General features: G+C 55.2%; 30 protein-coding genes. 17 read left to right on the forward strand and 13 right to left on the reverse strand.

The genetic code is table 11. The annotated features are described in order from the left end of the window. The first annotated feature begins 17 nt into the window (after positions 1-17). The 6 genes from GKAS_RS03490 to ruvX all read left to right on the forward strand — a co-directional run bounded on the left by GKAS_RS03490 (position 18) and on the right by ruvX (position 4,218). Positions 18-518 carry a SprT family zinc-dependent metalloprotease gene (locus tag GKAS_RS03490; protein ID WP_072011338.1) on the forward strand — a complete coding sequence of 167 codons (501 nt, stop codon included), beginning with the start codon at positions 18-20 and terminating at the stop codon, positions 516-518. A 94-nt stretch (positions 519-612) separates the two neighbouring features. Further along, complete coding sequence (endA, locus tag GKAS_RS03495) at positions 613-1,320, forward strand: deoxyribonuclease I (protein WP_035892021.1); 708 nt, start codon at positions 613-615, stop codon at positions 1,318-1,320. Positions 1,321-1,398: 78 nt separating this feature from the next. Further along, positions 1,399-2,130, forward strand: coding sequence for a 16S rRNA (uracil(1498)-N(3))-methyltransferase (gene rsmE, locus GKAS_RS03500; protein ID WP_035892022.1), 732 nt, complete (start codon positions 1,399-1,401; stop codon positions 2,128-2,130). A 12-nt stretch (positions 2,131-2,142) separates the two neighbouring features. Continuing rightward, positions 2,143-3,090: a glutathione synthase gene (gene gshB / locus GKAS_RS03505; RefSeq protein WP_035892023.1), complete on the forward strand. Its 948-nt coding sequence runs from the start codon at positions 2,143-2,145 to the stop codon at positions 3,088-3,090. 145 nt (positions 3,091-3,235) lie between these two features. Continuing rightward, on the forward strand, positions 3,236-3,799 hold the full coding sequence (locus GKAS_RS03510) for a YqgE/AlgH family protein (protein WP_035892024.1): 564 nt from the start codon (positions 3,236-3,238) through the stop codon (positions 3,797-3,799). After that, a complete protein-coding gene (ruvX, locus tag GKAS_RS03515; protein WP_035892025.1) occupies positions 3,799-4,218 on the forward strand; it encodes a Holliday junction resolvase RuvX in 420 nt (139 codons plus the stop codon). Before GKAS_RS03510 ends, ruvX begins: the two co-directional genes overlap by 1 nt. Before the next feature lie 101 nt (positions 4,219-4,319). On the opposite strand, the gene GKAS_RS03520 is transcribed toward ruvX, so the two are convergent. Continuing rightward, on the reverse strand, positions 4,320-4,973 hold the full coding sequence (locus GKAS_RS03520; RefSeq protein WP_035892026.1) for a LuxR C-terminal-related transcriptional regulator: 654 nt from the start codon (positions 4,971-4,973) through the stop codon (positions 4,320-4,322). Between the two features lie 523 nt (positions 4,974-5,496). Further along, positions 5,497-6,477 carry a type IV pilus twitching motility protein PilT gene (locus tag GKAS_RS03525; RefSeq protein WP_035892027.1) on the reverse strand — a complete coding sequence of 327 codons (981 nt, stop codon included), beginning with the start codon at positions 6,475-6,477 and terminating at the stop codon, positions 5,497-5,499. Between the two features lie 16 nt (positions 6,478-6,493). Here GKAS_RS03525 and GKAS_RS03530 point away from each other — a divergent pair, with 16 nt between their 5' ends. Genes GKAS_RS03530 through hemW form a run of 5 tightly spaced genes read left to right on the forward strand, consistent with a single transcriptional unit; the run spans position 6,494 to position 9,801 of the window. Next, on the forward strand, positions 6,494-7,198 hold the full coding sequence (locus tag GKAS_RS03530) for a YggS family pyridoxal phosphate-dependent enzyme (RefSeq protein WP_035892028.1): 705 nt from the start codon (positions 6,494-6,496) through the stop codon (positions 7,196-7,198). Between the two features lie 18 nt (positions 7,199-7,216). Further along, positions 7,217-7,783, forward strand: coding sequence for a YggT family protein (locus tag GKAS_RS03535; protein ID WP_035892029.1), 567 nt, complete (start codon positions 7,217-7,219; stop codon positions 7,781-7,783). Beyond that, positions 7,780-8,070, forward strand: a complete 291-nt coding sequence (gene yggU, locus GKAS_RS03540) for a DUF167 family protein YggU (RefSeq protein ID WP_035892030.1) — start codon at positions 7,780-7,782, stop codon at positions 8,068-8,070. The genes GKAS_RS03535 and yggU overlap by 4 nt, the downstream gene beginning before the upstream one ends. Before the next feature lie 8 nt (positions 8,071-8,078). Further along, positions 8,079-8,672 (forward strand): XTP/dITP diphosphatase, encoded by a 594-nt coding sequence (locus tag GKAS_RS03545; protein ID WP_035892031.1) that lies wholly within the window; start codon positions 8,079-8,081, stop codon positions 8,670-8,672. Next, positions 8,665-9,801, forward strand: coding sequence for a radical SAM family heme chaperone HemW (hemW, locus tag GKAS_RS03550; protein ID WP_035892032.1), 1,137 nt, complete (start codon positions 8,665-8,667; stop codon positions 9,799-9,801). Before GKAS_RS03545 ends, hemW begins: the two co-directional genes overlap by 8 nt. A gap of 141 nt (positions 9,802-9,942) precedes the next feature. On the opposite strand, the gene GKAS_RS03555 is transcribed toward hemW, so the two are convergent. The 3 genes from GKAS_RS03555 to trmB are packed head-to-tail and all read right to left on the reverse strand — an operon-like array spanning position 9,943 to position 11,762. Continuing rightward, positions 9,943-10,662 (reverse strand): YggN family protein, encoded by a 720-nt coding sequence (locus tag GKAS_RS03555; protein ID WP_035892033.1) that lies wholly within the window; start codon positions 10,660-10,662, stop codon positions 9,943-9,945. Between the two features lie 52 nt (positions 10,663-10,714). Continuing rightward, positions 10,715-11,041 carry a YggL family protein gene (locus tag GKAS_RS03560; protein WP_035892034.1) on the reverse strand — a complete coding sequence of 109 codons (327 nt, stop codon included), beginning with the start codon at positions 11,039-11,041 and terminating at the stop codon, positions 10,715-10,717. A 1-nt stretch (position 11,042) separates the two neighbouring features. Continuing rightward, positions 11,043-11,762, reverse strand: a complete 720-nt coding sequence (gene trmB / locus GKAS_RS03565) for a tRNA (guanosine(46)-N7)-methyltransferase TrmB (RefSeq protein ID WP_035892035.1) — start codon at positions 11,760-11,762, stop codon at positions 11,043-11,045. A 156-nt stretch (positions 11,763-11,918) separates the two neighbouring features. Between trmB and mutY the strand changes: the two genes are divergently transcribed. The 4 genes from mutY to GKAS_RS03585 all read left to right on the forward strand — a co-directional run bounded on the left by mutY (position 11,919) and on the right by GKAS_RS03585 (position 15,897). After that, entirely contained in the window at positions 11,919-12,971 is a 1,053-nt protein-coding gene (gene mutY / locus GKAS_RS03570) for an A/G-specific adenine glycosylase (RefSeq protein ID WP_035892036.1), read from the forward strand. Positions 12,972-12,997: 26 nt separating this feature from the next. Next, on the forward strand, positions 12,998-13,273 hold the full coding sequence (locus GKAS_RS03575) for an oxidative damage protection protein (protein WP_035892037.1): 276 nt from the start codon (positions 12,998-13,000) through the stop codon (positions 13,271-13,273). 47 nt (positions 13,274-13,320) lie between these two features. Further along, positions 13,321-14,400: a membrane-bound lytic murein transglycosylase MltC gene (gene mltC, locus GKAS_RS03580; protein WP_035892039.1), complete on the forward strand. Its 1,080-nt coding sequence runs from the start codon at positions 13,321-13,323 to the stop codon at positions 14,398-14,400. 240 nt (positions 14,401-14,640) lie between these two features. Continuing rightward, positions 14,641-15,897, forward strand: a complete 1,257-nt coding sequence (locus GKAS_RS03585) for a nucleoside permease (protein ID WP_035892040.1) — start codon at positions 14,641-14,643, stop codon at positions 15,895-15,897. Between the two features lie 124 nt (positions 15,898-16,021). On the opposite strand, the gene citG is transcribed toward GKAS_RS03585, so the two are convergent. The 8 genes from citG to GKAS_RS03625 are packed head-to-tail and all read right to left on the reverse strand — an operon-like array spanning position 16,022 to position 23,325. Continuing rightward, positions 16,022-16,822, reverse strand: a complete 801-nt coding sequence (gene citG / locus GKAS_RS03590) for a triphosphoribosyl-dephospho-CoA synthase CitG (RefSeq protein WP_035892041.1) — start codon at positions 16,820-16,822, stop codon at positions 16,022-16,024. Then, positions 16,800-17,339 (reverse strand): citrate lyase holo-[acyl-carrier protein] synthase, encoded by a 540-nt coding sequence (gene citX / locus GKAS_RS03595; RefSeq protein WP_035892042.1) that lies wholly within the window; start codon positions 17,337-17,339, stop codon positions 16,800-16,802. The genes citG and citX overlap by 23 nt, the downstream gene beginning before the upstream one ends. A gap of 4 nt (positions 17,340-17,343) precedes the next feature. Further along, entirely contained in the window at positions 17,344-18,861 is a 1,518-nt protein-coding gene (gene citF, locus GKAS_RS03600; RefSeq protein ID WP_035892043.1) for a citrate lyase subunit alpha, read from the reverse strand. 10 nt (positions 18,862-18,871) lie between these two features. Continuing rightward, on the reverse strand, positions 18,872-19,747 hold the full coding sequence (gene citE, locus GKAS_RS03605; RefSeq protein WP_035892044.1) for a citrate (pro-3S)-lyase subunit beta: 876 nt from the start codon (positions 19,745-19,747) through the stop codon (positions 18,872-18,874). Further along, a complete protein-coding gene (gene citD, locus GKAS_RS03610) occupies positions 19,747-20,037 on the reverse strand; it encodes a citrate lyase acyl carrier protein (protein ID WP_035892045.1) in 291 nt (96 codons plus the stop codon). Before citD ends, citE begins: the two co-directional genes overlap by 1 nt. A gap of 16 nt (positions 20,038-20,053) precedes the next feature. Next, positions 20,054-21,073 (reverse strand): [citrate (pro-3S)-lyase] ligase, encoded by a 1,020-nt coding sequence (gene citC, locus GKAS_RS03615; RefSeq protein WP_035892046.1) that lies wholly within the window; start codon positions 21,071-21,073, stop codon positions 20,054-20,056. A 13-nt stretch (positions 21,074-21,086) separates the two neighbouring features. Further along, on the reverse strand, positions 21,087-21,950 hold the full coding sequence (locus tag GKAS_RS03620) for a fumarylacetoacetate hydrolase family protein (RefSeq protein WP_035892048.1): 864 nt from the start codon (positions 21,948-21,950) through the stop codon (positions 21,087-21,089). Between the two features lie 13 nt (positions 21,951-21,963). Next, positions 21,964-23,325, reverse strand: coding sequence for a 2-hydroxycarboxylate transporter family protein (locus tag GKAS_RS03625; RefSeq protein ID WP_035892049.1), 1,362 nt, complete (start codon positions 23,323-23,325; stop codon positions 21,964-21,966). Between the two features lie 348 nt (positions 23,326-23,673). Here GKAS_RS03625 and GKAS_RS03630 point away from each other — a divergent pair, with 348 nt between their 5' ends. Continuing rightward, on the forward strand, positions 23,674-25,311 hold the full coding sequence (locus tag GKAS_RS03630) for an ATP-binding protein (protein WP_035892050.1): 1,638 nt from the start codon (positions 23,674-23,676) through the stop codon (positions 25,309-25,311). Beyond that, positions 25,301-25,993: a response regulator gene (locus tag GKAS_RS03635; RefSeq protein ID WP_035892051.1), complete on the forward strand. Its 693-nt coding sequence runs from the start codon at positions 25,301-25,303 to the stop codon at positions 25,991-25,993. The genes GKAS_RS03630 and GKAS_RS03635 overlap by 11 nt, the downstream gene beginning before the upstream one ends. The last annotated feature ends 18 nt before the right edge of the window (positions 25,994-26,011 follow it).

A 26,011-nucleotide genomic window follows, 5' to 3' on the forward strand; every position in this document is an offset into this window, starting at 1 on the left:
CTCTATCCTCAGCCGTTATGAAAACCCCTCGAATTCCTATCGCCGTCCAGCAAAACGTCATGCGCAGCCTGCGGGAAAAACTCGCTCAGGCCAATCAGGCGCTGGGGCGTAACTACCCAGAACCGAAGCTTGTCTATCAGCAGCGCGGCACCTCTGCGGGTACCGCCTGGCTTCAGCAGTATGAAATTCGCCTCAATCCCGTGTTGCTACAGGAAAATCAGCAGGCGTTTATTGATGAAGTGGTACCGCACGAGCTGGCTCACCTGCTGGTCTGGAAGCACTTTGGCCGTGTCGCGCCGCATGGCAAAGAGTGGAAGTGGATGATGGAGAGCGTGCTCGGCGTACCGGCGCGTCGTACCCATCAGTTCGAGCTGGAGTCCGTGCGCAAAAATACTTTCCCCTATCGCTGCCGCTGCCAGCAGCATCAGCTCACCGTTCGCCGCCATAATCGCGTGGTGCGCGGTGAAGCCACCTATCGCTGCGTCCACTGCGGCGAACCATTAGTTGCCGAAATGTAACTAACGGAAATATCTGGAAGTTTTCTGACCTGACTGATTGCATCTGACAACCACATTCGTTACGTTGCGGGCTCGTTTTGAGATGGAGTTCGTGATGTACCGTAATTTGTCTTTTGCCGTGGCGTTTGTCGCGGCAGCACTCTCTGGACAGGCGCTAGCCGAGAGTATTAACAGTTTTTCCCAGGCGAAAAGCGCGGGCGTAAAAGTGAATAGCGACGTTCCCGGCGATTTCTACTGCGGCTGTAAAATTAACTGGCAGGGTAAGAAAGGCGTTATCGATCTGGAATCCTGTGGCTATAAAGTGCGTAAAAATGAAAACCGCGCTAGCCGCGTCGAGTGGGAGCACGTCGTGCCTGCATGGCAGTTCGGCCATCAGCGCCAGTGCTGGCAGGATGGCGGCCGGAAGAACTGTGCCAAAGACCCGGAATACCGCAAGATGGAGAGCGATATGCATAACCTGCAGCCCGCCGTCGGCGAGGTGAATGGTGACCGCGGCAACTTTATGTACGGGCAGTGGAACGGCGGCGAAGGCCAGTACGGCCAGTGCGCGATGAAGGTCGACTTTAAAGAGAAAGTCGCCGAGCCACCGGAGCGTTCACGCGGCGCCATCGCCCGTATCTACTTCTATATGCGCGACCGCTATCAGCTGACGCTCTCCCGCCAGCAAACCCAGCTGTTCAACGCCTGGGACAAAATGTATCCCGTCAGCCAATGGGAGTGCGAACGCGACCAGCGCATCGCCAAAATTCAGGGCAACCATAATCCATATGTGCTGCAGGCTTGCCAGGCGCAAAAGAGCTAACCTACACTAGCGGCAATTGTTATTTTGCCCTGCCCTCTTCCTGGCGGAGAGGGCGTAGCCACAGATGGAATTCAGACTATGCGCATCCCTCGCATCTATCACCCAGAATCACTCACCGTCGGCACGCAGGTTGCCCTATGCGAAGATGCGGCGAATCACGTCGGGCGCGTTTTGCGCATGGGTAAAGGCCAGGCCATTCAGCTGTTTGACGGCAGCAATCACGTCTTTGAGGCCGTTATCACCGATGCCGGTAAAAAGAACGTGACGGTTGAAATACAGAGCAGCACGCTCGATGACCGCGAATCCCCTATCCATATTCACTTAGGCCAGGTGATGTCGCGCGGCGATAAAATGGAATTTACTATCCAGAAATCGATTGAACTGGGTGTAAGCCTCATTACGCCACTTTTTTCTGAGCGCTGCGGCGTTAAACTGGATGCCGAGCGTCTGAATAAGAAGATTCAGCAGTGGCAAAAAATCGCGATTGCCGCCTGCGAGCAGTGCGGTCGCAACCAGGTTCCGGAAATTCGCCCGGCGGTGGACGTCGAGGCGTGGTGCGCCGAGCAGGATGATGCGCTGAAGCTCAATCTGCACCCGCGCGCCAGCGCCAGCATCAACACGCTGCCGCTACCGGTGGAACGCGTTCGCCTGCTGATTGGCCCGGAAGGCGGCCTGTCGGCGGATGAAATTGCCATGACCGCACGCTACCAGTTTACTGATATTCTGTTGGGGCCTCGCGTTTTGCGCACAGAGACTACCGCACTCACCGCCATCACCGCACTGCAGGTGCGTTTTGGTGATTTGGGTTAAAGGAGAACAATAATGATCAAGCTCGGCATCGTGATGGATCCCATCGCAAGCATCAACATCAAGAAAGACACCAGCTTCGCTATGCTGCTGGAAGCACAGCGTCGCGGCTATGAACTCCACTATATGGAGATGAACGATCTTTATCTGATCAACGGCGAATCCCACGCCCGTACGCGTCTTCTAAGCGTTGAGCAGAACTACGATAAATGGTACGAGTTCGGCAGCGAGCAGGATATTAAGCTCGCCGACCTCGACGTTATCCTGATGCGTAAAGATCCGCCGTTCGACACCGAATTTATATACGCCACCTACATTCTGGAGCGCGCGGAAGAGAAAGGAACGCTGATCGTCAACAAGCCACAGAGCCTGCGCGACTGTAACGAGAAGCTGTTTACCGCCTGGTTCTCCGACTTAACGCCGGAAACGCTGGTGACCCGCAACAAAGCCCAGCTGAAAGCGTTCTGGGAAAAGCACGGCGACATCATCATGAAGCCGCTGGACGGCATGGGCGGCGCCTCTATTTTCCGCGTGAAAGAAGGCGATCCGAACATTGGTGTTATCGCCGAGACCCTGACCGAACTGGGCAGCCGCTACTGCATGGCGCAGAACTATCTGCCCGCCATCAAAGATGGCGATAAGCGCGTGCTAGTCATCGACGGCGAGCCGGTGCCTTACTGCCTGGCGCGTATTCCGCAGGGCGGCGAAACTCGCGGCAACCTGGCTGCCGGTGGTCGTGGTGAGCCGCGTCCGCTGAGCGAAAGCGACTGGGCCATTGCCCGCAAAGTCGGCCCAACGCTGAAAGCCAAAGGGCTTATCTTCGTTGGCCTCGACATTATCGGCGATCGTCTGACGGAAATTAACGTCACCAGCCCAACCTGCGTGCGCGAAATCGAGGCGGAATATCCGATTTCTATCACCGGTATGCTGATGGACGCGATTGAAAAACGCCTGCAAAAATAAGCTATTGCCTTTAAACGGCGGGAGGGAACCCGCCGCCAATCAGGTTTTTCGCCCCACCACAAACGGGCAAGCCTGGTGACAGCCGTGTACTTTCCCCGCATACTGGGCATAGCTGCGTATTGAAACAGGACAAGAACCTCTGATAATGAATTTACAGCATCACTTCCTTATTGCTATGCCGTCCCTTCAGGATCCTATCTTCCGCCGTTCCGTGGTTTACATCTGCGAATACAACGACGATGGCGCGATGGGCATCATCATTAATAAACCTCTGGAAAATTTACAGATCGATGGCATCCTCGAGAAGCTGAAGATCACCGCTGAACCGCGCGATCCTGCCATTCGGCTGGATAAACCCGTCATGTTGGGTGGCCCGCTGGCGGAAGATCGTGGCTTTATTCTGCACACACCGCCAGCATCGTTCTCCTCGAGCATCCGCATCTCCGACAATACCATCGTCACCACCTCTCGCGACGTGCTGGAGACGCTGGGCACTGAACGTCAGCCAAATGACGTATTGGTGGCGCTGGGCTATGCCTCGTGGGAGAAGGGACAGCTGGAGCAAGAGATCCTCGATAACGCCTGGCTGACTGCGCCTGCGGATCTCAATATTCTGTTTAAAACACCCATTGGCGAGCGCTGGAAAGAAGCGGCTAAGCTGATTGGTATCAATATTCTGACCATGTCTGGCGCTGCGGGGCACGCATAATGAGTAGTGGAACACTGCTGGCTTTTGATTTCGGCACGCGCAGCATCGGCGTAGCCATTGGGCAACGCATTACCGGCACAGCACGCCCGCTGGCAGCGCTGAAGGCGCAGGACGGCACGCCGGACTGGAACCTGATTGCTCGTTTGCTCAAAGAATGGCAGCCGGAAACGGTGATCGTCGGTTTACCGCTCAATATGGACGGTACCGAGCAGCCGCTGACCGCCCGCGCGCGTAATTTTGCCAACAAGATCCACGGCCGCTTTGGCGTCGCGATTACGCTGCATGACGAAAGATTAAGCACCGTTGAGGCACGTGCCGGGCTGTTTGAACACGGGGGATTTCGCGCGCTGGATAAAGGTAGCGTCGACTCAGCGTCTGCGGTGGTGATTCTGGAAAGTTATTTCGACCAGGGTTTCTAGCGTGGCAGCCCCCGGGAAATGAATTCCCGGGAACAGACCTTTAGACATCGCTAAGTTGATATACGCAAACTGCGTATTCACTACCTGCTGTCATGCCTGAATTAGTGACGCAGATTTTCGTTCGCCCAGCTTACCGCCTGGGTTCTGTTTTTCACGCTGAGCTTGCGGAATACATTATACAGATGGGTACGTACTGTATTTTCGCTGATGAACAATGCGCGAGCAATATCCATATTGGTCGCACCATGACGTAATTCATTCAGAATTTCGCATTCACGCTCGGTCAGAGGAACACTGTCATGAGTTTCTTCTGTATGTTCAACTGCATACATCGCCGGGTGCATCACGCTCAATTCAGCCGTCTGCTCGCCGTTTAAGACCGCTTTGACGCCCTCAATTAAGCGCGATTCTTCGTCGTCGTGACGGAAAACGCCGTACAATGCTGGCCATTGAGCCATTTCGTATAATTCATACTTCTGCGCGCTATTAATAATAAGCAGACGTGGAGAATCGAACTGGGTACGAATAATATCACGCCAGATACCGTTCAATTTCTTGTTAGATACCGCGATATCGAACAGCACCACAGTACCTTTGTTCAGGCGCTGCATCAGGGGTTTGTTGATGTTGTGGACATCTACAGAAACGGACAGTAATTCAGCAAGGTAGTTGGCAAATGCGTTTGCTTGTACTGACGGATGGGTGATTAGGATAATCTTGCGGGAATTAGATACACTCTCTGTTACTTCAAACATTTTGAAACTCTCCATAGTCAATATCCACCATCATGGTGTTTTATAAGTCAAAGCAAAGGTAAACCTAATACCATTAATAATAAGGACTCATCAAGAAGTGAAATAATATTTCATAAGATTAGTCCTAATTACCCAAATAGAATAGAACGAAGAACCAAGAAGTGTCAAAAGAATATCAACCTTTTTTTGTAAGCCTACGCAACATAATGTAATTAGGTCATTACAAATAACTCATCCTAAAGGATTAGATAAAACCATCATATTAGAATAAAAATAGTATGACGTTAGAAAAATGTTTTGTTAACCATCACTCGCAAATTACAAAAAAACACATTCATGCAACAGTATAAATAATTATATTTACAAACCAATTTTTAAGCATAATTAATGAAGTGGTATCTTTCAAAAAATAAGAAACGCATCACATTATTAATGTATATATTGTGGTAGGCGAAAATGTTTCAGAATAAGAGTAGATTTATCTACCAGAGGTCGGGGTGAAAATTATACTCCCTTCGCAAAGTTATAGCATCCCGGCTTTTACTCTTTGTTGATAGCTCTGGCTAAAAGTCTGCATCCCACTCTGTAACCCGGTTTGCATCACGCCAGCAAGCTGATGCGTCTTACCTTCACGAATCAGGTTGCCGACGGCCGGCGTGTTAATCAGCATTTCAAACAGCGCGACGCGACCTCCGTGTTTATCCGACTGCAGCTTTTGGGATAGCACCGCGCATAAACTGCTCGCCAGTTGATTACGCACCGGATCTTTTTCCTGCGCGGGAAACACGTCAATCAACCGTTCGATAGCCTGAGCAGCCCCTCGCGTGTGCAGCGTTGCCAGCACCAGATGCCCGGTTTCCGCAGCCGTTAGCGCAAGCCGAATGGTGTCACTGTCACGTAGCTCACCCAGTAGAATCACATCGGGGTCCTGACGTAGCGCTGCCCGTAGCGCCTCGGAAAATGAGGAGGTGTGCAGGCCGACTTCCCGCTGATGTATCAAACAGCTTCCGCTTTCATGTAGAAATTCGACGGGGTCTTCAAGCGTCACAATATGCCCGGCAAGCTGATGATTGAGGTGATCAACCATCGCGGCGAGCGTGGTTGATTTGCCGCTACCGGTGGACCCCGTCACCAGTATCAGCCCGCTCTCTTCTCGCAGTAACTCCGCGAGTGCTACCGGCGTGTGCAGTTCATCGAGCCTTGGGCAATGTGTAGATAACAGCCGCAGTACCAATGAAACCCCGCCGCTATGAGCAAAAGCGCTGGCCCTCAGGCGCGGGCAACCGGTAAGGGAGAGCGCAAAATCAAGCTGTTGGCGCTGCTGCCACTCGCGCCGCTGTGTTTCACTTAACCATGCATCCAGCAGTATTTGCGGCTCAGGCGACGGAAATGGCGCAATTAACAGCTGACCGGCCTGGCGCCAGCGTGCCATCCCGCTGCTACATAGGTGTAGATCCGATACGTTATGCTTTACACTAAGCGACACCATTTCTTGTATATCCATAGACCCACCAGCACATATGAACGATATTGCGCATAACCTGGCACAGGTCAGGGAGAAAATCTCAGCGGCAGCAGCACGTTGCGGTCGGGATTCAGAAGAAGTTACGCTGCTTGCAGTGAGCAAAACCAAACCTGCGAGCTCGGTCGAAGAAGCCGTCGCCTCCGGGCAGCGTGCATTTGGCGAAAACTATGTTCAGGAAGGGGTGGAAAAGATCCTCCACTTTCGTGAAAAAGGCGTTACATCACTGCAATGGCACTTTATCGGCCCGTTGCAGTCCAACAAAAGTCGTCTGGTTGCCGAGCATTTCGACTGGTGCCACACCGTCGATCGCCTCAAGATAGCAACACGTCTTAGCGAGCAACGTCCGCCAGAGATGCCACCGCTTAACGTGCTGATTCAAATCAACATCAGCGATGAGCAGAGCAAATCCGGTATTCCGTTGGACGCCCTGGATGCCCTGGCCGCCGACATTGCCGCACTGCCAAACGTCCGCCTGCGCGGCCTGATGGCCATTCCGGCTCCGGAAACAGAGTACGAGCGGCAACTTGCCGTCGCTCAACAGATGGCAGCCGCGTTCGCGCGGCTGAAAGCAGACTACCCAACCGTCGACACATTATCTCTGGGTATGTCTGACGATATGGAAGCCGCCATCGCGGCGGGTAGTACAATGGTACGCATCGGCACCGCCATTTTCGGTGCGCGTGATTACACAAAAAAATAAGGAACCTCAAGGAACGCCATGAAGACGTTGACCTTCCTGCTCTCGACAGTTATTGAACTGTATACAATGGTGCTACTGCTGCGCGTCTGGATGCAGTGGGCGCGCTGTGATTTTTACAACCCGTTCTCGCAGTTCGTGGTGAAGATAACTCAGCCTATCGTTGGCCCACTGCGCCGCATCATTCCACCGATGGGGCCGCTGGACAGCGCTTCGCTGCTGCTGGCGTTTATCCTGTGCGTTATCAAGGCTATCGTGCTGTTTATGGTCATCACCTTCCAGCCGATCATCTGGATCTCGGCGGTGCTGATTCTGCTGAAAACCATCGGCCTGCTGATCTTCTGGGTTCTGCTGCTGATGGCCATCATGAGCTGGGTCAGCCAGGGCCGTAGCCCGGTGGAGTTCGTGCTGATGCAGTTGGCCGACCCGCTACTGCGCCCTATCCGCCGACTGCTGCCGTCCATGGGAGGCATCGATTTCTCCCCAATGATACTGGTTCTGCTGCTGTACGCTGCCAATATGGGCATCGCTGAAGTGCTGCAGGCGACCGGCAATATGCTGCTGCCAGGGCTGTGGATGGCGCTATGAGTGCCATCACTCCTTGTGATGACGGGCTGGTACTGCGGCTGTATATTCAGCCAAAGGCCAGCCGTGACGCGATTGTCGGGGAGCATGGCGACGAATTAAAAGTCGCCATCACCGCCCCACCCGTTGATGGGCAGGCTAATGCCCATCTGGTGAAGTTTCTCGCCAAACAGTTTAAGGTCGCCAAAAGCCAGGTCATCATTGAGAAAGGTGAACTGGGGCGGCATAAACAGGTTAAAATTATTCATCCGCAAAACATTCCTTCGGGCATCGCTGCCCTGACAAATTAGGATATCCCATGCAAAAAGTTGTCCTCGCTACCGGTAACGCCGGTAAAGTGCGCGAGCTTGCCTCGCTGCTCGCTGATTTTGGTCTTGATATCGTTGCCCAGACCGAGCTTGGCGTAGAATCCGCCGAGGAGACCGGGCTGACCTTTATTGAGAATGCAATCCTCAAAGCGCGCCATGCCGCACAGGTGACGGGCCTGCCGGCAATTGCTGATGACTCCGGCCTCGCCGTTGACGTGCTTGGCGGCGCGCCGGGTATCTATTCCGCCCGCTATTCCGGCGTCGATGCCAGCGACCAGCAAAACCTGGAAAAACTGCTGGAGGCGCTGAAAGACGTACCGGACGACCAGCGTCAGGCGCAGTTCCATTGTGTGCTGGTGTATATGCGCGACGCGGAAGACCCAACCCCACTGGTGTGCCACGGTAGCTGGCCTGGCGTGATTACTCGCGCAGCGGTAGGCACCGGCGGCTTTGGCTACGATCCCATCTTCTTCGTGCCGTCGGAAGGGAAAACCGCTGCCGAACTCACGCGCGAAGAGAAGATTGCTATCTCTCACCGCGGTCAGGCGCTGAAGCTGTTACTGGAAGCCATGCGTAATGGTTAATCTGCCTCCGCTGAGTCTCTACATTCATATCCCGTGGTGCGTGCAGAAATGCCCGTACTGCGATTTCAACTCGCACGCGCTCAAGGGTGAAGTGCCGCACGACGACTACGTCCAGCATCTGCTGAGCGATTTAGACGCCGACGCCGCCTGGGCACAGGGACGTGAAGTGAAGACCATCTTTATCGGTGGCGGTACACCGAGCCTGCTTTCAGGCCCGGCGATGCAAACCTTGCTCGACGGCGTGCGTGCGCGCCTGAATCTGGCGAGCGACGCGGAAATCACCATGGAAGCCAACCCTGGTACCGTCGAAGCAGACCGCTTTGTGGAGTATCAGCGCGCGGGGGTGAACCGCATCTCCATCGGCGTGCAGAGCTTCAGCGACAGCAAGCTGCAGCGACTGGGGCGTATTCACGGGCCGGAAGAGGCTAAGCGCGCCGCGCGTCTGGCAAGCGGGCTGGGGCTACGCAGCTTCAACCTCGACCTGATGCATGGGCTGCCGGATCAATCGCTGGAAGAGGCGCTGAGCGACCTGCGTCAGGCCATTGAGCTTTCGCCGCCGCATCTCTCCTGGTATCAGCTGACCATTGAGCCAAATACGCTGTTCGGTTCTCGCCCACCAGTATTGCCGGACGACGACTCGCTGTGGGATATCTTCGAGCAGGGCCATCAGCTTCTGACCGCCGCAGGCTATCAGCAGTATGAAACCTCGGCCTACGCTAAACCAGGCTATCAGTGCCAGCACAATCTCAACTACTGGCGCTTTGGTGACTATCTCGGTATCGGCTGCGGCGCACACGGTAAGGTAACCTTCTCGGACGGGCGCATTCTGCGTACGGCGAAGACTCGTCACCCACGCGGCTATATGGAAGGGCGTTACCTGGAACGTCAGCATGACGTCGAAAACGCGGATAAACCGTTCGAGTTCTTTATGAACCGTTTTCGCCTGCTGGAGCCAGCCCCACGCGCGGAGTTCAGCGCCTACACCGGACTCGATGAAAGCGTAATCCGCCCGCAGCTTGATGAAGCGCTGGCGCAGAATTACCTGACCGAGTGCGAGGAGTACTGGCAGATTACCGAGCACGGCAAGCTGTTTTTGAACTCGCTGCTGGAGCTGTTTTTAAGCGAGTAGTTGGTAATCCCGGCGGCGCTTCGCTTGGCCGGGCTACGGTGTAACGGTAGGCCTGATAAGCGCAGCGCCATCAGGCAGTGCGGTGCAGATTGCCGGATGACGGCGTTGCCTTATCCGGCCTACCATGCGGGTTCGGTCAAGTTACTTAAGCGTACCCACCAGCGCCTTGCGGCTCTCTTCCAGCGACACCACGCGCCCACAAACGTCTTTACCGAAAGCCTGGAAATCAGCTTCCTGGTTTTTCCATTCGTTCTGAATGGCCGTTTGCAGACCACCTAAACTCCCCAGCACGCCCTGAAGCGGGTTACCGCCGCCTTTCAGTACGGCCTTAGCGCCCATTTCATTGATGCTGTCCTGGAGAATACCGCCCATCGCCTGGTTCACCAGCTGCTGGCCATCGGCACGAACTTCGTCGATAGCTTTGTAGTGGAAGGTCAGACCGTCGGTGCGGTGTTCAATAATACGGTTCATCTGTTCTTTGAGCTGAGCATCAAGCTTGGTCAGACGACCGCGCATATTGCTGCTCTCGCCCACTTCTTTGGCGATGATTTTATCCAGCGCCACGCGGCCTTTTTCAACCCGGCTGCGAGCCCCGTCGTCAATCCACGGCAGCGCGCTACGCAGTTCACTCTGGTAGTCTTTCGCCTGCTCGCGCTGGGCGGCACTCAGCGTGTAGACCTTACCGTTGTAGGTCACATCGCCGGTTGGGGTAATCACCAGGTTGCCGTTTTCGCCTTTCACCTGCACGGTTTTCGGGCTAAGAACGACATCATCGCGGGGGGTTACGCTGCACTGGTAGTCAGCATGGGCGGACATCGCCGTGAAGGTTAAAACTGCCGTCAGCAGCGTTTTGCGCATCATCACTTTCCCTCAAAACAAATCGGGCCAGCGAATGCTGGCCCCGTATGCTTTATTAGTCCCACCAAACGTCGAAAAGTTCGCTGGTGCGGACCTCTTCGTACTTACGGTCTTCCAGCCATTTGCGGACCAGAGCCTGGTGTTCTTCGGTGCATTTACCAATTTCCTGGGTGCAAATCAGACCTTCCCAAGCCAGATAGCCGCTGCCGTCAAAGGCCAGTTTGTTCGGCTCGATCACTTCATCGATAAACCGGTCGACTTCCTGATCGATCTGCTCTGCGCTGGTGCCTTCCGGGAAACGCCATGCAACGGAGAAGCCAATTTCCTGAAACTCATCGATGTGCATTTTTTTACGCAAACGACGGCTACGATTCTTTGCCATTTTATTTCACCCTCTCGAACATTAAGTCCCATACGCCGTGGCCAAGACGATGGCCACGCTGTTCAAATTTGGTTACCGGGCGTGATTCCGGGCGCGGTACATAGTCTTTACTTTCAGACAGGTTCTGATATCCGTCAATGGAGGACATCACTTCCAGCATGTGTTCCGCATAGGCTTCCCAGTCGGTTGCCATATGGAACACGCCGCCCAGCTTCAGTTTGCTTTTTACCAGCTCGGCAAAAGGTACCTGAACGATACGGCGTTTATTATGACGCGCTTTGTGCCATGGGTCAGGGAAAAAGAGCTGCACCATGTTCAGGGAGTTATCCGGGATCATCTTGTGCAGCACTTCGACCGCATCGTGGCACATTACGCGCAGGTTATCGACGCCCTCTTCGTGCGCGGATGCCAGGCATGCGCCCACGCCCGGTGAGTGCACTTCAATACCGAGGAAGTTCTGCTCCGGACGCGCTTTGGCCATTGCCACTAGCGAAGCGCCCATCCCAAAACCAATCTCCAGCGTGACTGGCGCTTCGCGGCCAAACAGGGCGGAGAAGTCGACAGGCTCTTCGCTGAATTCAACGCCCATCACCGGCCAGTAGTTTTCCAGCGCGTGTTCCTGCCCTTTTGTCAGTCGCCCCTGGCGACGAACAAAACTACGAATGCGGCGCAGTGGGCGGCCGTTTTCATCAAAATCCGGTGAAATGACGTCGTTCTTCATAAAAATTAAGTCTGCTTGTGAGAGTGTTCGGGAAACGGGCATTATCCAAAGTTAGTTGCCGGATGCAAGCACCGGAAAGTTCCTGTTTACAGCATAGTACCGCTGTGCTGCAATCTGGCCCCCTAATAGTACGATACTGGAAGCTCAGCTTTGACCATGCAAGCGTCTCAATTTTCAGCCCAGGTGCTGGACTGGTACGACAAATACGGGCGTAAAACCCTGCCCTGGCAAATTGAAAAGACGCCTTACAAAGTATGGCTGTCTGAGGTAATGCTGCAACAAACGCAGGTTACCACCGTCATTCCTTACTTTGAACGGTTTATGGCACGTTTTCCAACCGTAACCGATCTCGCCAATGCGCCGCTCGACGATGTGCTGCACCTGTGGACCGGGCTCGGCTACTACGCCCGCGCGCGTAATCTGCATAAAGCCGCGCAGCAGGTCGCTACGCTTCATCAGGGGCGCTTCCCGGAAACCTTCGATGAAGTGGCCGCGCTGCCGGGCGTTGGGCGTTCCACCGCTGGGGCGATTTTGTCGCTGTCACTCGGCAAGCATTTCCCGATTCTCGACGGCAACGTGAAGCGCGTGCTGGCACGCTGCTACGCCGTGGGCGGCTGGCCGGGTAAAAAAGACGTTGAGAAAAAGCTGTGGGATATCAGCGAACAAGTAACGCCCGCGATTGGCGTATCACGCTTTAATCAGGCGATGATGGATCTCGGCGCGATGGTCTGCACCCGCTCTAAGCCGAAGTGTTCGCTCTGCCCGCTGGAGAACGGCTGCGTCGCCACAGCGAATAGCAGTTGGGCGCAGTATCCGGGCAAAAAACCTAAGCAGACCATCCCGGAACGTACCGGCTATTTCCTTATGATGCAAAACGACCGCGACGTCTTTCTGCAGCAGCGTCCGCCCAGCGGGCTGTGGGGCGGTCTATACTGTTTCCCGCAGTTTGAAACCGAAGAGGCGCTGCGAGACTGGCTGGAGGCACGGCACATCCCTGCCGACACGCTGACCCAGCTTACCGCTTTCCGCCACACTTTCAGCCATTTCCATCTGGACATTGTGCCAATGTGGCTTACTGTGTCCTCATTCACGTCATGCATGGATGAAGGCAGCGCTCTCTGGTATAACTTAGCGCAGCCGCCCGTCGTTGGGCTGGCTGCACCGGTTGAGCGCCTGTTGCAGCAGTTACGCGCCGATTCACTCGTTTAGCGAGCGGCGTCATAAGAGGATTGATTATGAGCAGAACCATTTTTTGTACTTTCCTGCAGCGCGATGCCGAAGGACAGGATTTCCAGCTCTATCCGGGCGACCTGGGTAAGCGTATCTATAACGAGATCTCGAAAGAAGCCTGGAAACAGTGGCAGCAGAAGCAGACCATGCTCATCAATGAAAAGAAACTGAACATGATGAACCTGGAGCACCGTAAGCTTCTGGAAGAGGAAATGATCAATTTCCTGTTTGAGGGCAAAGATGTGCACATTGAAGGCTACACGCCGCCTGAAAAACAGTAAGGGCCCGACGGGCCTTTAAGACAACCACAACACGCGCTCCCGGAATAATGAAAAAATTACTCGCTCTGGCACTGATAGCGCCGTTGCTGGTCTCCTGTTCCTCGAATAAGAAAGGCGATACCTATAACGAGGCGTGGGTAAAAGACACCAACGGTTTTGACATTCTGATGGGGCAGTTCGCCCATAACATTGAAAACATTTGGGGCTTCAACGAAGTTCTGATTGCAGGGCCGAAGGACTACGTTAAGTATTCCGACGGCTATCAAACCCGTAGCCACATCAACTTCGACGCCGGTACCATCACCGTTGAAACCATTGCTGGCACCGACCCCGCAGCTCGTCTGCGTCAGGCCATCGTCACCACGCTATTAATGGGCGACGATCCAGGCTCGGTCGACCTGTACTCCGACGCCGACGACATTCAGATTTCCAAAGAGCCGTTCCTCTACGGACAGGTTGTCGATAACACCGGCGAAGCCATTCGCTGGCAGTGGCGCGCCGAGCGCTTTGCCGACTATCTGCTGCAAACGCGGATGAAAAAACGCACCAGCGGCCTGCACATTATCTACAGTGTGACCATTAATCTGGTGCCAAACCACCTTGATAAGCGTGCGCATAAATATCTGGGCATGGTGCGTCAGGCGTCCCGTAAATACGGCGTCGACGAGTCGTTAATTCTGGCGATTATGCAGACCGAATCTTCCTTCAACCCGTATGCGGTCAGCCGTTCCGACGCGATGGGGCTGATGCAGGTGGTGCAGCATACCGCCGGGAAAGATGTGTTCCGTTCGCAGGGGAAATCCGGCACGCCGAGCCGTAGCTTCCTGTTCGATCCGGCCAGCAACATCGACACCGGTACTGCCTATCTGGCGATGCTGAGCAATGTCTATCTGGGCGGTATCAGTAACCCAACGTCACGTCGCTATGCGGTGATCACCGCCTATAACGGCGGCGCGGGTAGCGTGCTGCGCGTCTTCTCCAACGATAAGGTTCAGGCGGCGAATATTATCAACAGCATGGCACCAGGCGACGTTTACCAGACCCTGACCACTCGCCATCCGTCTGCTGAATCACGCCGCTATCTGTACAAGGTGAATACCGCGCAGAAGAGCTATCGTCGTAAGTAATTATTTTCACACGCTCCAGCGCTCTCATCCCGAATCCACCGGGATGAGAGCGTATCCCCATCGTCCTTCTTCATAAAAATGTTACTTTTGTCACTAAATCGTTTTGCAAAGTAAAAATAATTGCAAAATTATGCGGCGCTTAACAATGTCTCACCATCCACGTTGATAGAATCAGCGCAAATAACGCCTCTGAATGTTATCCAAGCAGCACACCACGCCAAATTTTGTGAGGAAAGTAACATGAATTTAAAGCTGCAGCTTAAGATACTGTCGTTCCTGCAGTTCTGTCTTTGGGGGAGCTGGCTCACCACGCTCGGCTCATACATGTTTGTCACGCTTAAATTCGACGGCGCAGCTATCGGCGCTGTTTATAGTTCCCTCGGTATCGCTGCCGTCTTTATGCCAACGCTGCTCGGCATCGTGGCGGATAAGTGGATCAGCGCCAAATGGGTTTACGCCTTCTGCCACCTGGTCGGGGCCGGTACGCTGTTTATGGCGGCCGAAGTCACCACGCCGGGGGCGATGTTCTTCGTAATTCTGCTCAACTCGCTGGCCTATATGCCAACGCTGGGCCTGATTAACACCATCTCTTACTACCGCCTGAAAACGGCCGGTATGGATATCGTTAACGATTTCCCACCGATTCGTATCTGGGGCACCATCGGCTTTATTCTGGCGATGTGGGCCGTGAGCTTCTCCGGCTTCGAACTGAGCCATATGCAGCTGTACATCGGTGCTGCGCTGTCGGTCGTGCTGGTGCTGTTTACCTTGACCCTGCCGCATATTCCGGTTTCTAACCAGCAGCAGAAACAGAGCTGGAGCAGCATGCTGGGGCTGGATGCATTCGCGCTGTTTAAAAACAAACGCATGGCGATTTTCTTTATCTTCTCCATGATGCTGGGCGCAGAGCTGCAAATCACCAACATGTTCGGCAACACCTTCCTGCACAGCTTCGATAAAGACCCACTGTTTGCCACCAGCTTTATCGTACAGCACGCGTCGGTGATGATGTCGATTTCGCAGATTTCCGAAACCCTGTTCATCCTTACCATTCCGTTCTTCTTAAGCCGTTACGGCATCAAGAACGTGATGCTGATTAGTATCTTCGCGTGGATGCTGCGCTTCGGTCTGTTCGCCTACGGCGACCCAACGCCGTTCGGCACCGTGCTGCTGGTACTGTCGATGATTGTTTACGGCTGCGCCTTCGACTTCTTCAACATCTCCGGTTCGGTGTTCGTGGAGAAAGAAGTTCGCCCGGAAATCCGCGCCAGTGCGCAGGGTATGTTCCTGATGATGACCAACGGCTTCGGTTGTATCCTCGGCGGCATGGCGAGCGGTAAAGTTGTTGAGATGTATACCGTGGACGGCATTACCGACTGGCAGAGCGTGTGGCTGATTTTCGCCGCGTACTCTCTGGTTCTGGCGGTGGCGTTTGTTGGGCTGTTCAAATACAAACATGAACGTACGCCTGCCGGTGTACAGACGGTTGCCCACTAAGTTTCCCACCAACGTAGCCCGGCCGAGCGAAGCGACGCCGGGTTCAAAATGGTAGGCCGGATAAGGCTACACCGCCATCCGGCAATCTGCGTCATTCTGCCTGATGGCGCTGCGCTTATCAGGCCTACACCTTCGATAGCACCCATCCTACTGACAGCAAATCTGCGCTGCCGCCGGGGCTTAAATTCCGCGTAATCAGCGCGTTATCCATTGCAATCAGCGCGCCTTCATCCCAACCGTTTTCCAGTAAATCGTGGGCGTAATCCTGTACGTAGCGCAGACCGTTGATTCCGCCGCGCGAGACCAGATTACTGTCTGGGTTCACCGCCATTAAACGCAGCAGCAGTACGTGCAGATGGCGACGATTCCAGCCCGACAGCGCCTTGCGAACCGTGGCGAATCCGCTCTCTGCTTCCCCCCGCGCCCCTGTCAGGCCAAACTGATGAAACTGGCGCTCGCCCGCGGTCGCCTGCGATGAACGGGCTGCCAGCTCTCGCTCAACCAGGCCACGGCAGATATCGCTCACTTCACTGCACAACCGCTGCGGGTTTACCTCACCCAATCTACCCGCGGCAAAGCAAAGCAGCCCCAGCGCGAAAATGCCGCCTTTATGGGTGTTCACGCCGCCGGTTGCCGCGTACATCGCCTGTTCACAGGCAATACCCATTGGGCGAATCATTCGCAGTTGCTCGCTCGCAGGAAGATGCGCGTGCTTCTCACCCAGCTCCGTAAACCGAGAGAACCACGGGGTAATAGCCGCAATACTGCGAACAAACAGCGCGTGGTCCATATCCCGGTGCGCGCCGTTGTTGTATTTATCCACCAGCCCCGGCTTTGGAGTCAGCTCCAGCTCCTGCCACAGCGCCTCTTCCGCCAGCGCCGCGATGCACATGGCGTTGGATTTAGTCGCGAATAAACCAGTCATCAATCATCTTCTCCACGCAGCCAACCACCTGCTCAAGCGGATGCTTACGCGAGCGAGAGCAGGCATGCGCCGGTTCATCGCAAATCAGGCAGCGTCGCATATGGCTCCCCAGCGATAAGCGCCCCACGTGTCCGGCCTGTGGGCAGATAACGTCGAGATCCCACAGCCGCCCTAGCGGATGGCTCTGTTCCAGCGCCGCGCAGTGAGCTTTGATTTCCGGTGCCTGATGCGCCACGCACCACATAGCTTCCGGCCCGGTAGGCAGCCAGAAGACCTGGCGATCCAGCACCTGCCAGCCGTTTTGCCACAGCATTTGATCGCACATTTGTAGCGCCACACCCATGGTATTGCGATAGCGCAGGCTGTTTTTAACCGCCCCCGGCGTCACCAGGGTCAGGGAAATAATCGGCTGTTGATAATGCGTTAGCCAGTCAGCCTGACGCGCCGCGCGGCTCTCTTTCGCCGCCAGCAGCGCCTCCAGGCTGACACCCGTCTGCACGGGTGTCGCGGTGGTCATGATGTTACTCCTTCACCTGACGTACGGTGTCAATCACGCTGCCGTCGCGATAGCGGATGACCCCGACAATTTTATCGGTAAATTCAATGGGCTTCGGCAGGCCGGTCAGTGAAACCGCACGGTCGTACAGCGTTTCGATATCCACCACCTTTAACCCGGCCGCCATCAGCCGTTCGCGGATCTCCGAACGTGCCGGATTGACCGCAATGCCGTGGTCGGTGACCAGTACATCAATGCTTTCCCCCGGCGTCAGGCGCGTAGTCACCCGCTTCACCACCGTCGGAATACGGCTACGCAGCAGCGGAGCCACCACGATGGTCAGGTTCGCCGCCGCCGCAACATCGCAGTGGCCGCCTGACGCGCCGCGCATCACGCCGTCGGAACCGGTAATCACGTTAACGTTGAAGTCGACGTCAATCTCCAGCGCACTGAGAATAACCACATCAAGCTGGTCACAGCAGGCTGCCTTACTACCGGGGTTGGCGTAAACGTTAGTCGAGATCTCCACGTGGTTCGGGTTACGCGCCAGCGACGCCGCCGCCTGGCCGTCAAAACATTGGGTATCGAGCAGCTTTTCAATCAGCCCTTTTTCATGCAGATCCACCAGGCTGCCGGTAATACCGCCCAGCGCGAAGCGGGCGGTTACGCCGCTGCGCTCCATCTTCTCTTCCATAAAACGGGTACAGGCGGTCGCCGCCGCACCGGAGCCGGTCTGCATGGAGAAGCCTGGCTTGAAGTAGCCGGAGTGTTCAATAACCTCCGCCGCATCGCGGGCAATTTTCAGCTCACGCGGGTTACTGGTGACGCGCGCTGCGCCAACGCTGATTTTCGCCGGGTCGCCGACGCTCTCAACCTGCACAATGTAGTCCACCTGATCCTGCACCAGGCTGGCGGGCATATTCGGGAACGGCACCAGCTCTTCGGTCAACAGCACCACCTTGCGAGCAAAGTGAGCGTCTACCATGGCGTAGCCCAGCGAACCGCAGCAGGACTTGCCGTGCGTACCGTTGGCGTTGCCAAACTCATCGCTGCACGGCACGCCGAGAAACGCGACGTCTATCTGTAGCTCGCCGTCCTGTAGTAGCTTCACGCGGCCACCGTGTGAATGGATTTGTACCGGTTCGTCCATCAATCCATGAGAAATAGCATCCGCCAGCTTGCCGCGCATACCCGAGGTGTAGATACGGGTGATCACGCCGCTTTCGATGTGTTCAATCAACGCGTCGTTGCAGGTCATCAGTGAACTGGAGGCCAGCGTCAGGTTTTTAAAGCCCATCTGCGCAAGCTTCGCCACGACGTTATTGATAACCCTGTCGCCCTCACGGAACGCGTGATGGAAGGAAATGGTCATGCCGTCTTTGAGACCGCTGCGCACCACGGCTTGCTCAATCGAGTCGCACAGTTTGCGGTGATGTTTTGCGTCGATGTCGTTCAGCCACGGCGTCGCGCTATGAGCGGTATCAAACGGTTTCAGCGCCCGCAGATGGGGGAAATTTACGTGAAGAAGTTCTGTCTGATTCATTGTTTTATCCTTAACGACGCACGCCGGAAGCCGCCGCGCGCTCCAGCACGCGCTGCGCGTGGTCAATAATCGGCGCATCCACCATTTTGCCGTTGAGCGACACGACGCCCAGCCCGTTGCGCTCGCCCTCTTCCGCAGCTTCAATCACCCGCTGCGCGTGGTCGACTTCCTGCTGCGTTGGCGCGTAGGCGTTGTGTAAGAGGTCAATCTGTCGTGGGTTAATCAGCGATTTACCGTTAAAGCCCATCTTGCGAATCAGCTCCACTTCCCGCAGGAACCCGGCTTCATCGTTAACGTCTGACCACACCACGTCGAAGGCATCAATATGGGCCGCGCGCGCAGCGTGCAGCACGGCGCAGCGGGCGTAAAACAGCTCGGTGCCGTCGCCGCGTTCGGTCTGCATATCCATCACGTAGTCAAACGCCGCCAGCGCAATGCCGATAAGCCGCGGAGAACTGCGGGCAATCGCTACGGCGTTAATCACGCCAATCGCCGATTCAATGGCCGCCATTACGCGAGTAGAGCCCACTTCTCGCCCGCACTCACGTTCAATGCGCTCAAGGTGGCCTTCCAGCTCGAAGATATCGTCCGGGGTATCGGTTTTCGGCAGACGAATCACGTCAACACCGCCACGAACCGCCGCTTCCAGATCCAGCAGGCCAAACGGCGTGCTTAATGGGTTAATACGCACGACGGTTTCAATGTCCTGGTACATCGGATGCTGCAAGGCATGGAAGACCAGCAGGCGCGCGGTGTCTTTCTCACGCAGCGCCACCGCGTCTTCAAGGTCGAACATAATGGAGTCGGGGCGATAGATAAACGCGGTGGAGAGCATGGCGGCATTGGCGCCCGGCAGGAACAACATACTGCGGCGAAGTTTGCTCATCACAGTTTCTCCCAGGCAATCTGCTGCGTGTCAGTTGCGCGTAACACCGCGCTTTGCAGACGGGCGCGGATAACACAATCCAGCGCGCCTTTATCTTCGACGATAACCAGCCCTTGCTGCACGCCCATCGTGCGCAGGGTTTCTTCGACAACCTGGCGAATTTGCTCGCCAAACTGCTTCATCACTTCACTGTGGATGACAATCTCCAGCTCGCCGTCAGCGGGGGCGATTTTCACCATCAGGTCGCTGGACTCCTGCGTTCCGGCCAGCGCCTCCCTTACGATTTTCATGATTTAGTCCTGATAGTTATGCGACTTCCGCGCTGTAATGCGCTTCTAAATGCGCGAAAGTGGATGCCGGGACAATGTCCCGGATTCGAGAAAATTGCTGCGTTTTCAGTAAGCGGCGAACTTCCGATGCCGAGATGGCGTTTCCCGTCACCTTAATGCGCGGGATCTCTACCACCGTGATGTCGTCCTCGAGCAGCGCGTGCAGCGTCTGGTTGTACTGGCGGGTGACATCGCAAAACGGTTCGGAGCCGATAAAACGATGGGTAACGCCCAGCGCCGGGGCGATGTTATTGCGGAACAGCAGCACGTCGATTTCGCTCCACGCCTGCTGCACCTTGCCAGACTCTTTCAGGAAGTAGGCCGGGAAAGTAGCGCGGGAAATGATGTACTGCGAGCCCTCATGCACCGTCACGTTGGGCAGATGCGCCACGCCAGCACGCACCATTTCCAGACGCGCCTGGAACGGGAAGAACGACGCGTCTTCGCGCACCACAAACAGGTGCAGCCAGTCGCACTGCGCCGCCGCCGTTTCCACCAGATGACGATGACCGAGGGTGAACGGGTTAGCGTTCATCACGATAGCCCCCACCTTTTCCCCCGGCTTGCGTTTCTGGCTAAGCGCTCGGCAGTAACGCTGGATCCCCTGCGGGGTGTTTTCCATCAGCACCGCGTTGTTACCGCTTTGGGCTATCGGCCAGAAACCGCTGCGGGCAAAGCGCTCTTTGTTGCACGGGCGCGTACAAAGGAAAAGGTGGAAATGGCCAAGGGCCAGCGCCACGTTTTCTACCTCAGCCAGCAGGCGGGCGCTGAGGTTAGCGCCGCGCTGGCGTTCATCGACCGCCACGCACTTGATAACGTTCGCCGCCAGACCCGCACAGCCCACCAGCGTTTCCCCGGACCAGGCTTCAACAAACAGCGAAATGTCGCTGTCCATCCCGAGACCGCTGTCGACCAGCAGCGAACGAATCGAATCTAAACGTTTCGGATGTTCCGCTACCTGGGTAACCCGGAAATCGAAAGTGGGTTGCGTGTGCATCGTGCCGCCTTACTTAGTGCGCTGCCGTCAGCGTGTTCGCTGGCGCTTCCATGATGATGTTGCTGAGATGGCCGATGTGCTCAATTTCCACCTCAATGCGGTCGCCTTCCTGCATAAACAGCGGCGGGTTACGCTTTTTGCCGACGCCGCCTGGGGAACCGGTGATGATCACATCGCCGGGGCTCAGGCGAGTGAAGGTGCTGATGTATTCAATCAGCTCCGCGACCTTGTGGATCATGCTGCTGGTGTTATCGTCCTGCACCATGCGGCCGTTCAGCCAGGTGCGGATGGCAAGCTGGTGCGGGTCAGGAATTTCATCCGCCGTAGCCATCCATGGGCCGAACGCCCCGGTCTGACGCCAGTTTTTGCCCGCGGTAAACCACGTGTGCTGCCAGTCACGGGCGGAACCGTCCATATAGCAGCTGTAGCCTGCCACATGGCGCAGCGCCTCTTCACGGCTGATGTTTTCACCGCCCTTACCGATAATCACCGCCAGCTCGCCTTCGTAGTCAAACTCACGCGAATGGCGCGGCTTCAGCACCGGTGCGTTATGCGCCGTTTGGGAATCCGGGAAGCGGACAAACAGCGTCGGTGCCGGATTGTGCTGGTCAAACTCTTTGCGTTTTTCGGCGTAGTTCATGCCCACGCAGAGGATCTTTTCCGGGTGTTCAATCACCGGTAAAAAGGTCACGGCGTCCATCGGTACGTCCACGGCATCGTTAAGATAGCGCGTGGCATCCGCCAGGCCGTTGCCCTCCAGCAGCGCCTTCAGGTCAGCGTAGCGGTCGCCGAGACGGCGGCCTAAATCAATCATCCCTTGGGTCTTTACGATGCCGTAGCTGCGTACGCCCTGATAGATAAAGCTTGCGAGTTTCATTATTCAGTCCTGATTAAACGAGGAAGTTGCCCAGCACCAGCAGCGAGATGGAGACGTTAATCGCGCCGCCGATACGGGTTGCAATCTGTGCGAACGGCATCAGGCTCATACGGTTACCGGCGGTCAGAATGGCCACATCACCGGTACCGCCCTGGCCGCTCTGGCAGCAGGAGACGATGGCGACATCAATCGGGTGCATGCCGATTTTTTTACCGACGAAGAAGCCGGTGGCGACCAGCGCCGAAACGGTGCTGACGATGACCAGCAGGTTGCTGATGGTGAAAGCGTTAACCAGCTCCTGCCACGGGGTGATAGCCACGCCCACGGCAAACAGAATGGGATAGGTCACGGAGGTCTGGAAGAATTTATAAACCACCTGAGAACCTTCCAGCAGACGCGGAGAGGCGGCATTGCACAGCTTCACCAGCACCGCCATAAACAGCATGCCGACCGGCGCTGGCAGGCCAATCAGTTTGTGACCCAGCATCCCCAGCATATAGAGCAGGACTGCCAGCAGCGCGCCGGAAGCAATGGTGGTGACGTCGGTTTTACCCGATACCGTTGGCTGCGAAGATTGCGTATCCGCGTTAGCGCGGTTTGGCATCAGCTGGCCTTCGCCGGTCAGGTGTGGATAGCGTTTGCCCAGTTGGTTGAGGCAGCCGGAAATAATGATGGCAGTCAGGCCGCCAAGCATGACCATCGGCAGCACGCGACCAAGCGCTACGCCCTGATCCATATGCAGCAGCGTGGCGTAACCGATAGACAGCGGAATCGCCCCCTCACCTACGCCGCCCGCCATAATCGGCAGAATGATAAAGAAGAAAATCTGGAACGGCTCGAGGCCCAGCGCCATGCCAACGCCCATACCGACAATCATGCCGACGATTTCGCCGCACAGCATCGGGAAGAAGATGCGCAGGAAGCCCTGAATCAGAACCGTACGGTTCATGCTCATGATGCTGCCAACGATAATGCAGCAGATATAGAGATAGAGAATGTTGGTCGATTTATAGAATTTGGTGGTCGACTCCACGACAACGTCCGGCAGCAGGCCGTAATACACCATCGCCGAAGGAATGAAGGTGGCGCAAATCGCCGCCGCGCCCAGCTTGCCAACAATCGGCAGGCGCTTACCAAACTCGCCACAGGCAAAACCAAAAAACGCCAGTGTCGCCACCATCACCACGATATCGCTCGGCAGCTTGCCACCTAAGCAATCAATGGCGATGAGTACCCCAGCCAGCAGAAACAGCGGCAGCGGAATAATGCCAACTTTCCAGGTATCCATAATATGCCACCAGCGTTCTTTAAGCGCCGGACGCTGAATTTCTATCGGATCGTGGGTAACAGAGAATGAATCATCAGTTGTGCTCATAATGAAGCCCTTTTGGTTATTTTGTGTGTGTAGCCTAAGGGCTTAAAGGCTTACTTTATGTGAGTGAAAGCATATTAAAACCGAAGTTTTAATGGCACCTATGGTTTTAATGGTTTCTTTTATTTAATGTGATTAATGCCTTATTTATAAGTGTGGTTTTTATGGTTTCTTTTCTAAATCGCACAAATAAATAACATTTATTAATTTAACCTTAATTAAACCCGCTTTTCAGAAAATTCCCTGTCAGGGCGCGGCTGTGCAAGGGATCACAAGTTTCCGGCAAACAGGCTGGCATCGTCAAAAAAGATGATATATTGGCGGAATTCGTTGCGGCCCTGCGTGAGAGTAATGAAAGTATCATTCCAGATAAAACTGTTTATTTCGCTGGTTGCCTTTTTCTCGGTGCTGTTTGCACTGCTGGGTAGCTATTATTATATCGATATGGGTAGACAGCTCTATCAAGAGATGAGTGGTCGCGCCAAAATACAGGCGGAAGAAATTGCCATCATCCCAAGTCTACGGAAACAGGTTGCCGATAAAAACATTCCTGCAATCCATGATTTTATGCAGCGATTAGCCGCACGAAGCGACGCCAGTTTTATTGTCATTGGTGATAATGAAGGCCGGCACCTATTTCATTCGGTATTTAACGATCGGGTGGGTACCACGCTTGTCGGCGGCGATAACGAAGAAGTGTTACGGGGTAAAAGCACCACCACTATTCGCCAGGGTGGATTGGGCATTTCGCTGCGCAGCAAAGCGCCCATTTTTGATGATAAGGGTAAGGTGATAGGGATTGTCTCTGTCGGCTATCTCACCAGCTACCTCGACAGCATAACCGTCAACAAGGTGGTGAATATCCTGATTGCCGCCGTCCTGCTGCTGCTGGCGCTGTTCATCTTCTCGTGGTTCTTCACCCGCAGTATTAAAAAGCAGATTTTCTCCCTCGAGCCCCGTGAGATAGGGCTGCTGGTGCGCCAGCAAAAGGCCATGATGGAGTCTATCTACGAAGGCGTTATCGCCATTGACGATAACCTGCGCATTGAAGTGATTAACCAGGCGGCCAGAAAGCTGCTTGGCCTCAGCCTTCCGGCGCGTCATCTGCGCGGACAGCTGATTAGCGATGTCATCGCCCCGATGCCGTTCTTCAACCGCGACACCATGCTCAAGCAGGACACCCACGATGAGATTTGCCATTTTAACGATCTGACGGTCATCGCCAGCCGGGTAAGGATCATGATGGAAAACTCGCTTCAGGGTTGGGTAATCACCTTCCGCGATCGTAACGAAATTGACTCTCTCAGCGCCCAGCTAAGCCAGGTAAAACGCTACGTTGATAACCTGCGCATCATGCGCCATGAGCAGCTCAACCGGATGACCACCCTCTCCGGGCTATTGCATATGGAGCGCTACGACGAGGCTATTCGCTTTATCCAGGCCCAGTCAGAGCACGCGCAGGAGTTGCTGGACTTTATCTCCTCACGCTTTAGCTCACCGACGCTGTGCGGCCTGCTGCTGGGGAAAGCCGCTCGCGCCCGCGAAAAAGGCGTCGCGCTACGCTTTGACCCCGGTTGCCTGATGGACAGGCCGTTTGTCCCACTGGCGGAGTCCGAGGTGATTTCCATTATTGGTAATCTGCTGGATAACGCCATCGAAGCCACGCAGCGCGCCCCGCTTCCGCATGAACCCGTAGAGGTGATGATCAAACTGAACGATCGAGAGTTAATTATCGAGGTCGCCGATCAGGGGATCGGCATTAAACCGGAGATCCGCGAGCGGATATTTGAACGCGGGATCACCACCAAAACTCGGGGCGATCACGGGATTGGGCTGTACCTGATCGAGAGTTATGTTACCCAGGCTGGCGGTTTAATCGAAGTTGCCGATAACACGCCACGCGGCACGATTTTCTCACTGTTTATTCCGGCAACGGGAACGGCCCGGTGTACCTCACAGGAACTGGAAGATACCGACTATGCAACATGAACTTATCGATGTACTGATCGTTGAAGATGAAAATGAACTGGCACAGCTGCACGCGGAGCTTATCAGTAAACACCCGCGCCTGCGGCTCGTCGGCGTGGCCTCTTCGCTGGCGGACGCTCAGGCGCAGCTCGAAAGCAAGCAGCCGCAGCTTTTACTGCTGGATAACTATCTGCCTGACGGCAAAGGTATTACGCTCATCAGTAACCCCATGCTGGTGCAGGCCAACTGCTCGGTGATTTTCATTACCGCCGCCAGCGACATGGACACCTGTAGCCTGGCAATTCGCAACGGCGCCTTTGACTATATTCTCAAGCCGGTATCATGGAAACGTCTTAGCCAATCGCTGGAACGCTTTGTGCAGTTCGCAGAGCAACAGCGGGTATGGAAAATCGTCGACCAGCAAAACGTCGATTCGCTCTACCAGCTCCAGGCCAAAAATTATCGCCAGGACAGCGGCAGCAAAGGTATTGAGGAGAAAACGCTGGGATTAGTGCAAAAGCTATTTAACGACCAGGCCGCGCACTGCTTCTCGGTAGATGAGGTCGTCAGCGAAACGGGCTTGAGTAAAACCACCGCCCGCCGCTACCTGGAACACTGCGTAGAAGCGGGTTTTTTAAGCGTGGAAATGCTGTACGGCAAGATTGGACACCCGCGCCGGATGTACCGACGCAGCGCCGCATAACCCCTCACCCGCGGGATG

It is taken from the genome of Kluyvera ascorbata ATCC 33433 (assembly GCF_000735365.1).
In the GTDB taxonomy this organism is placed as follows: domain Bacteria; phylum Pseudomonadota; class Gammaproteobacteria; order Enterobacterales; family Enterobacteriaceae; genus Kluyvera; species Kluyvera ascorbata.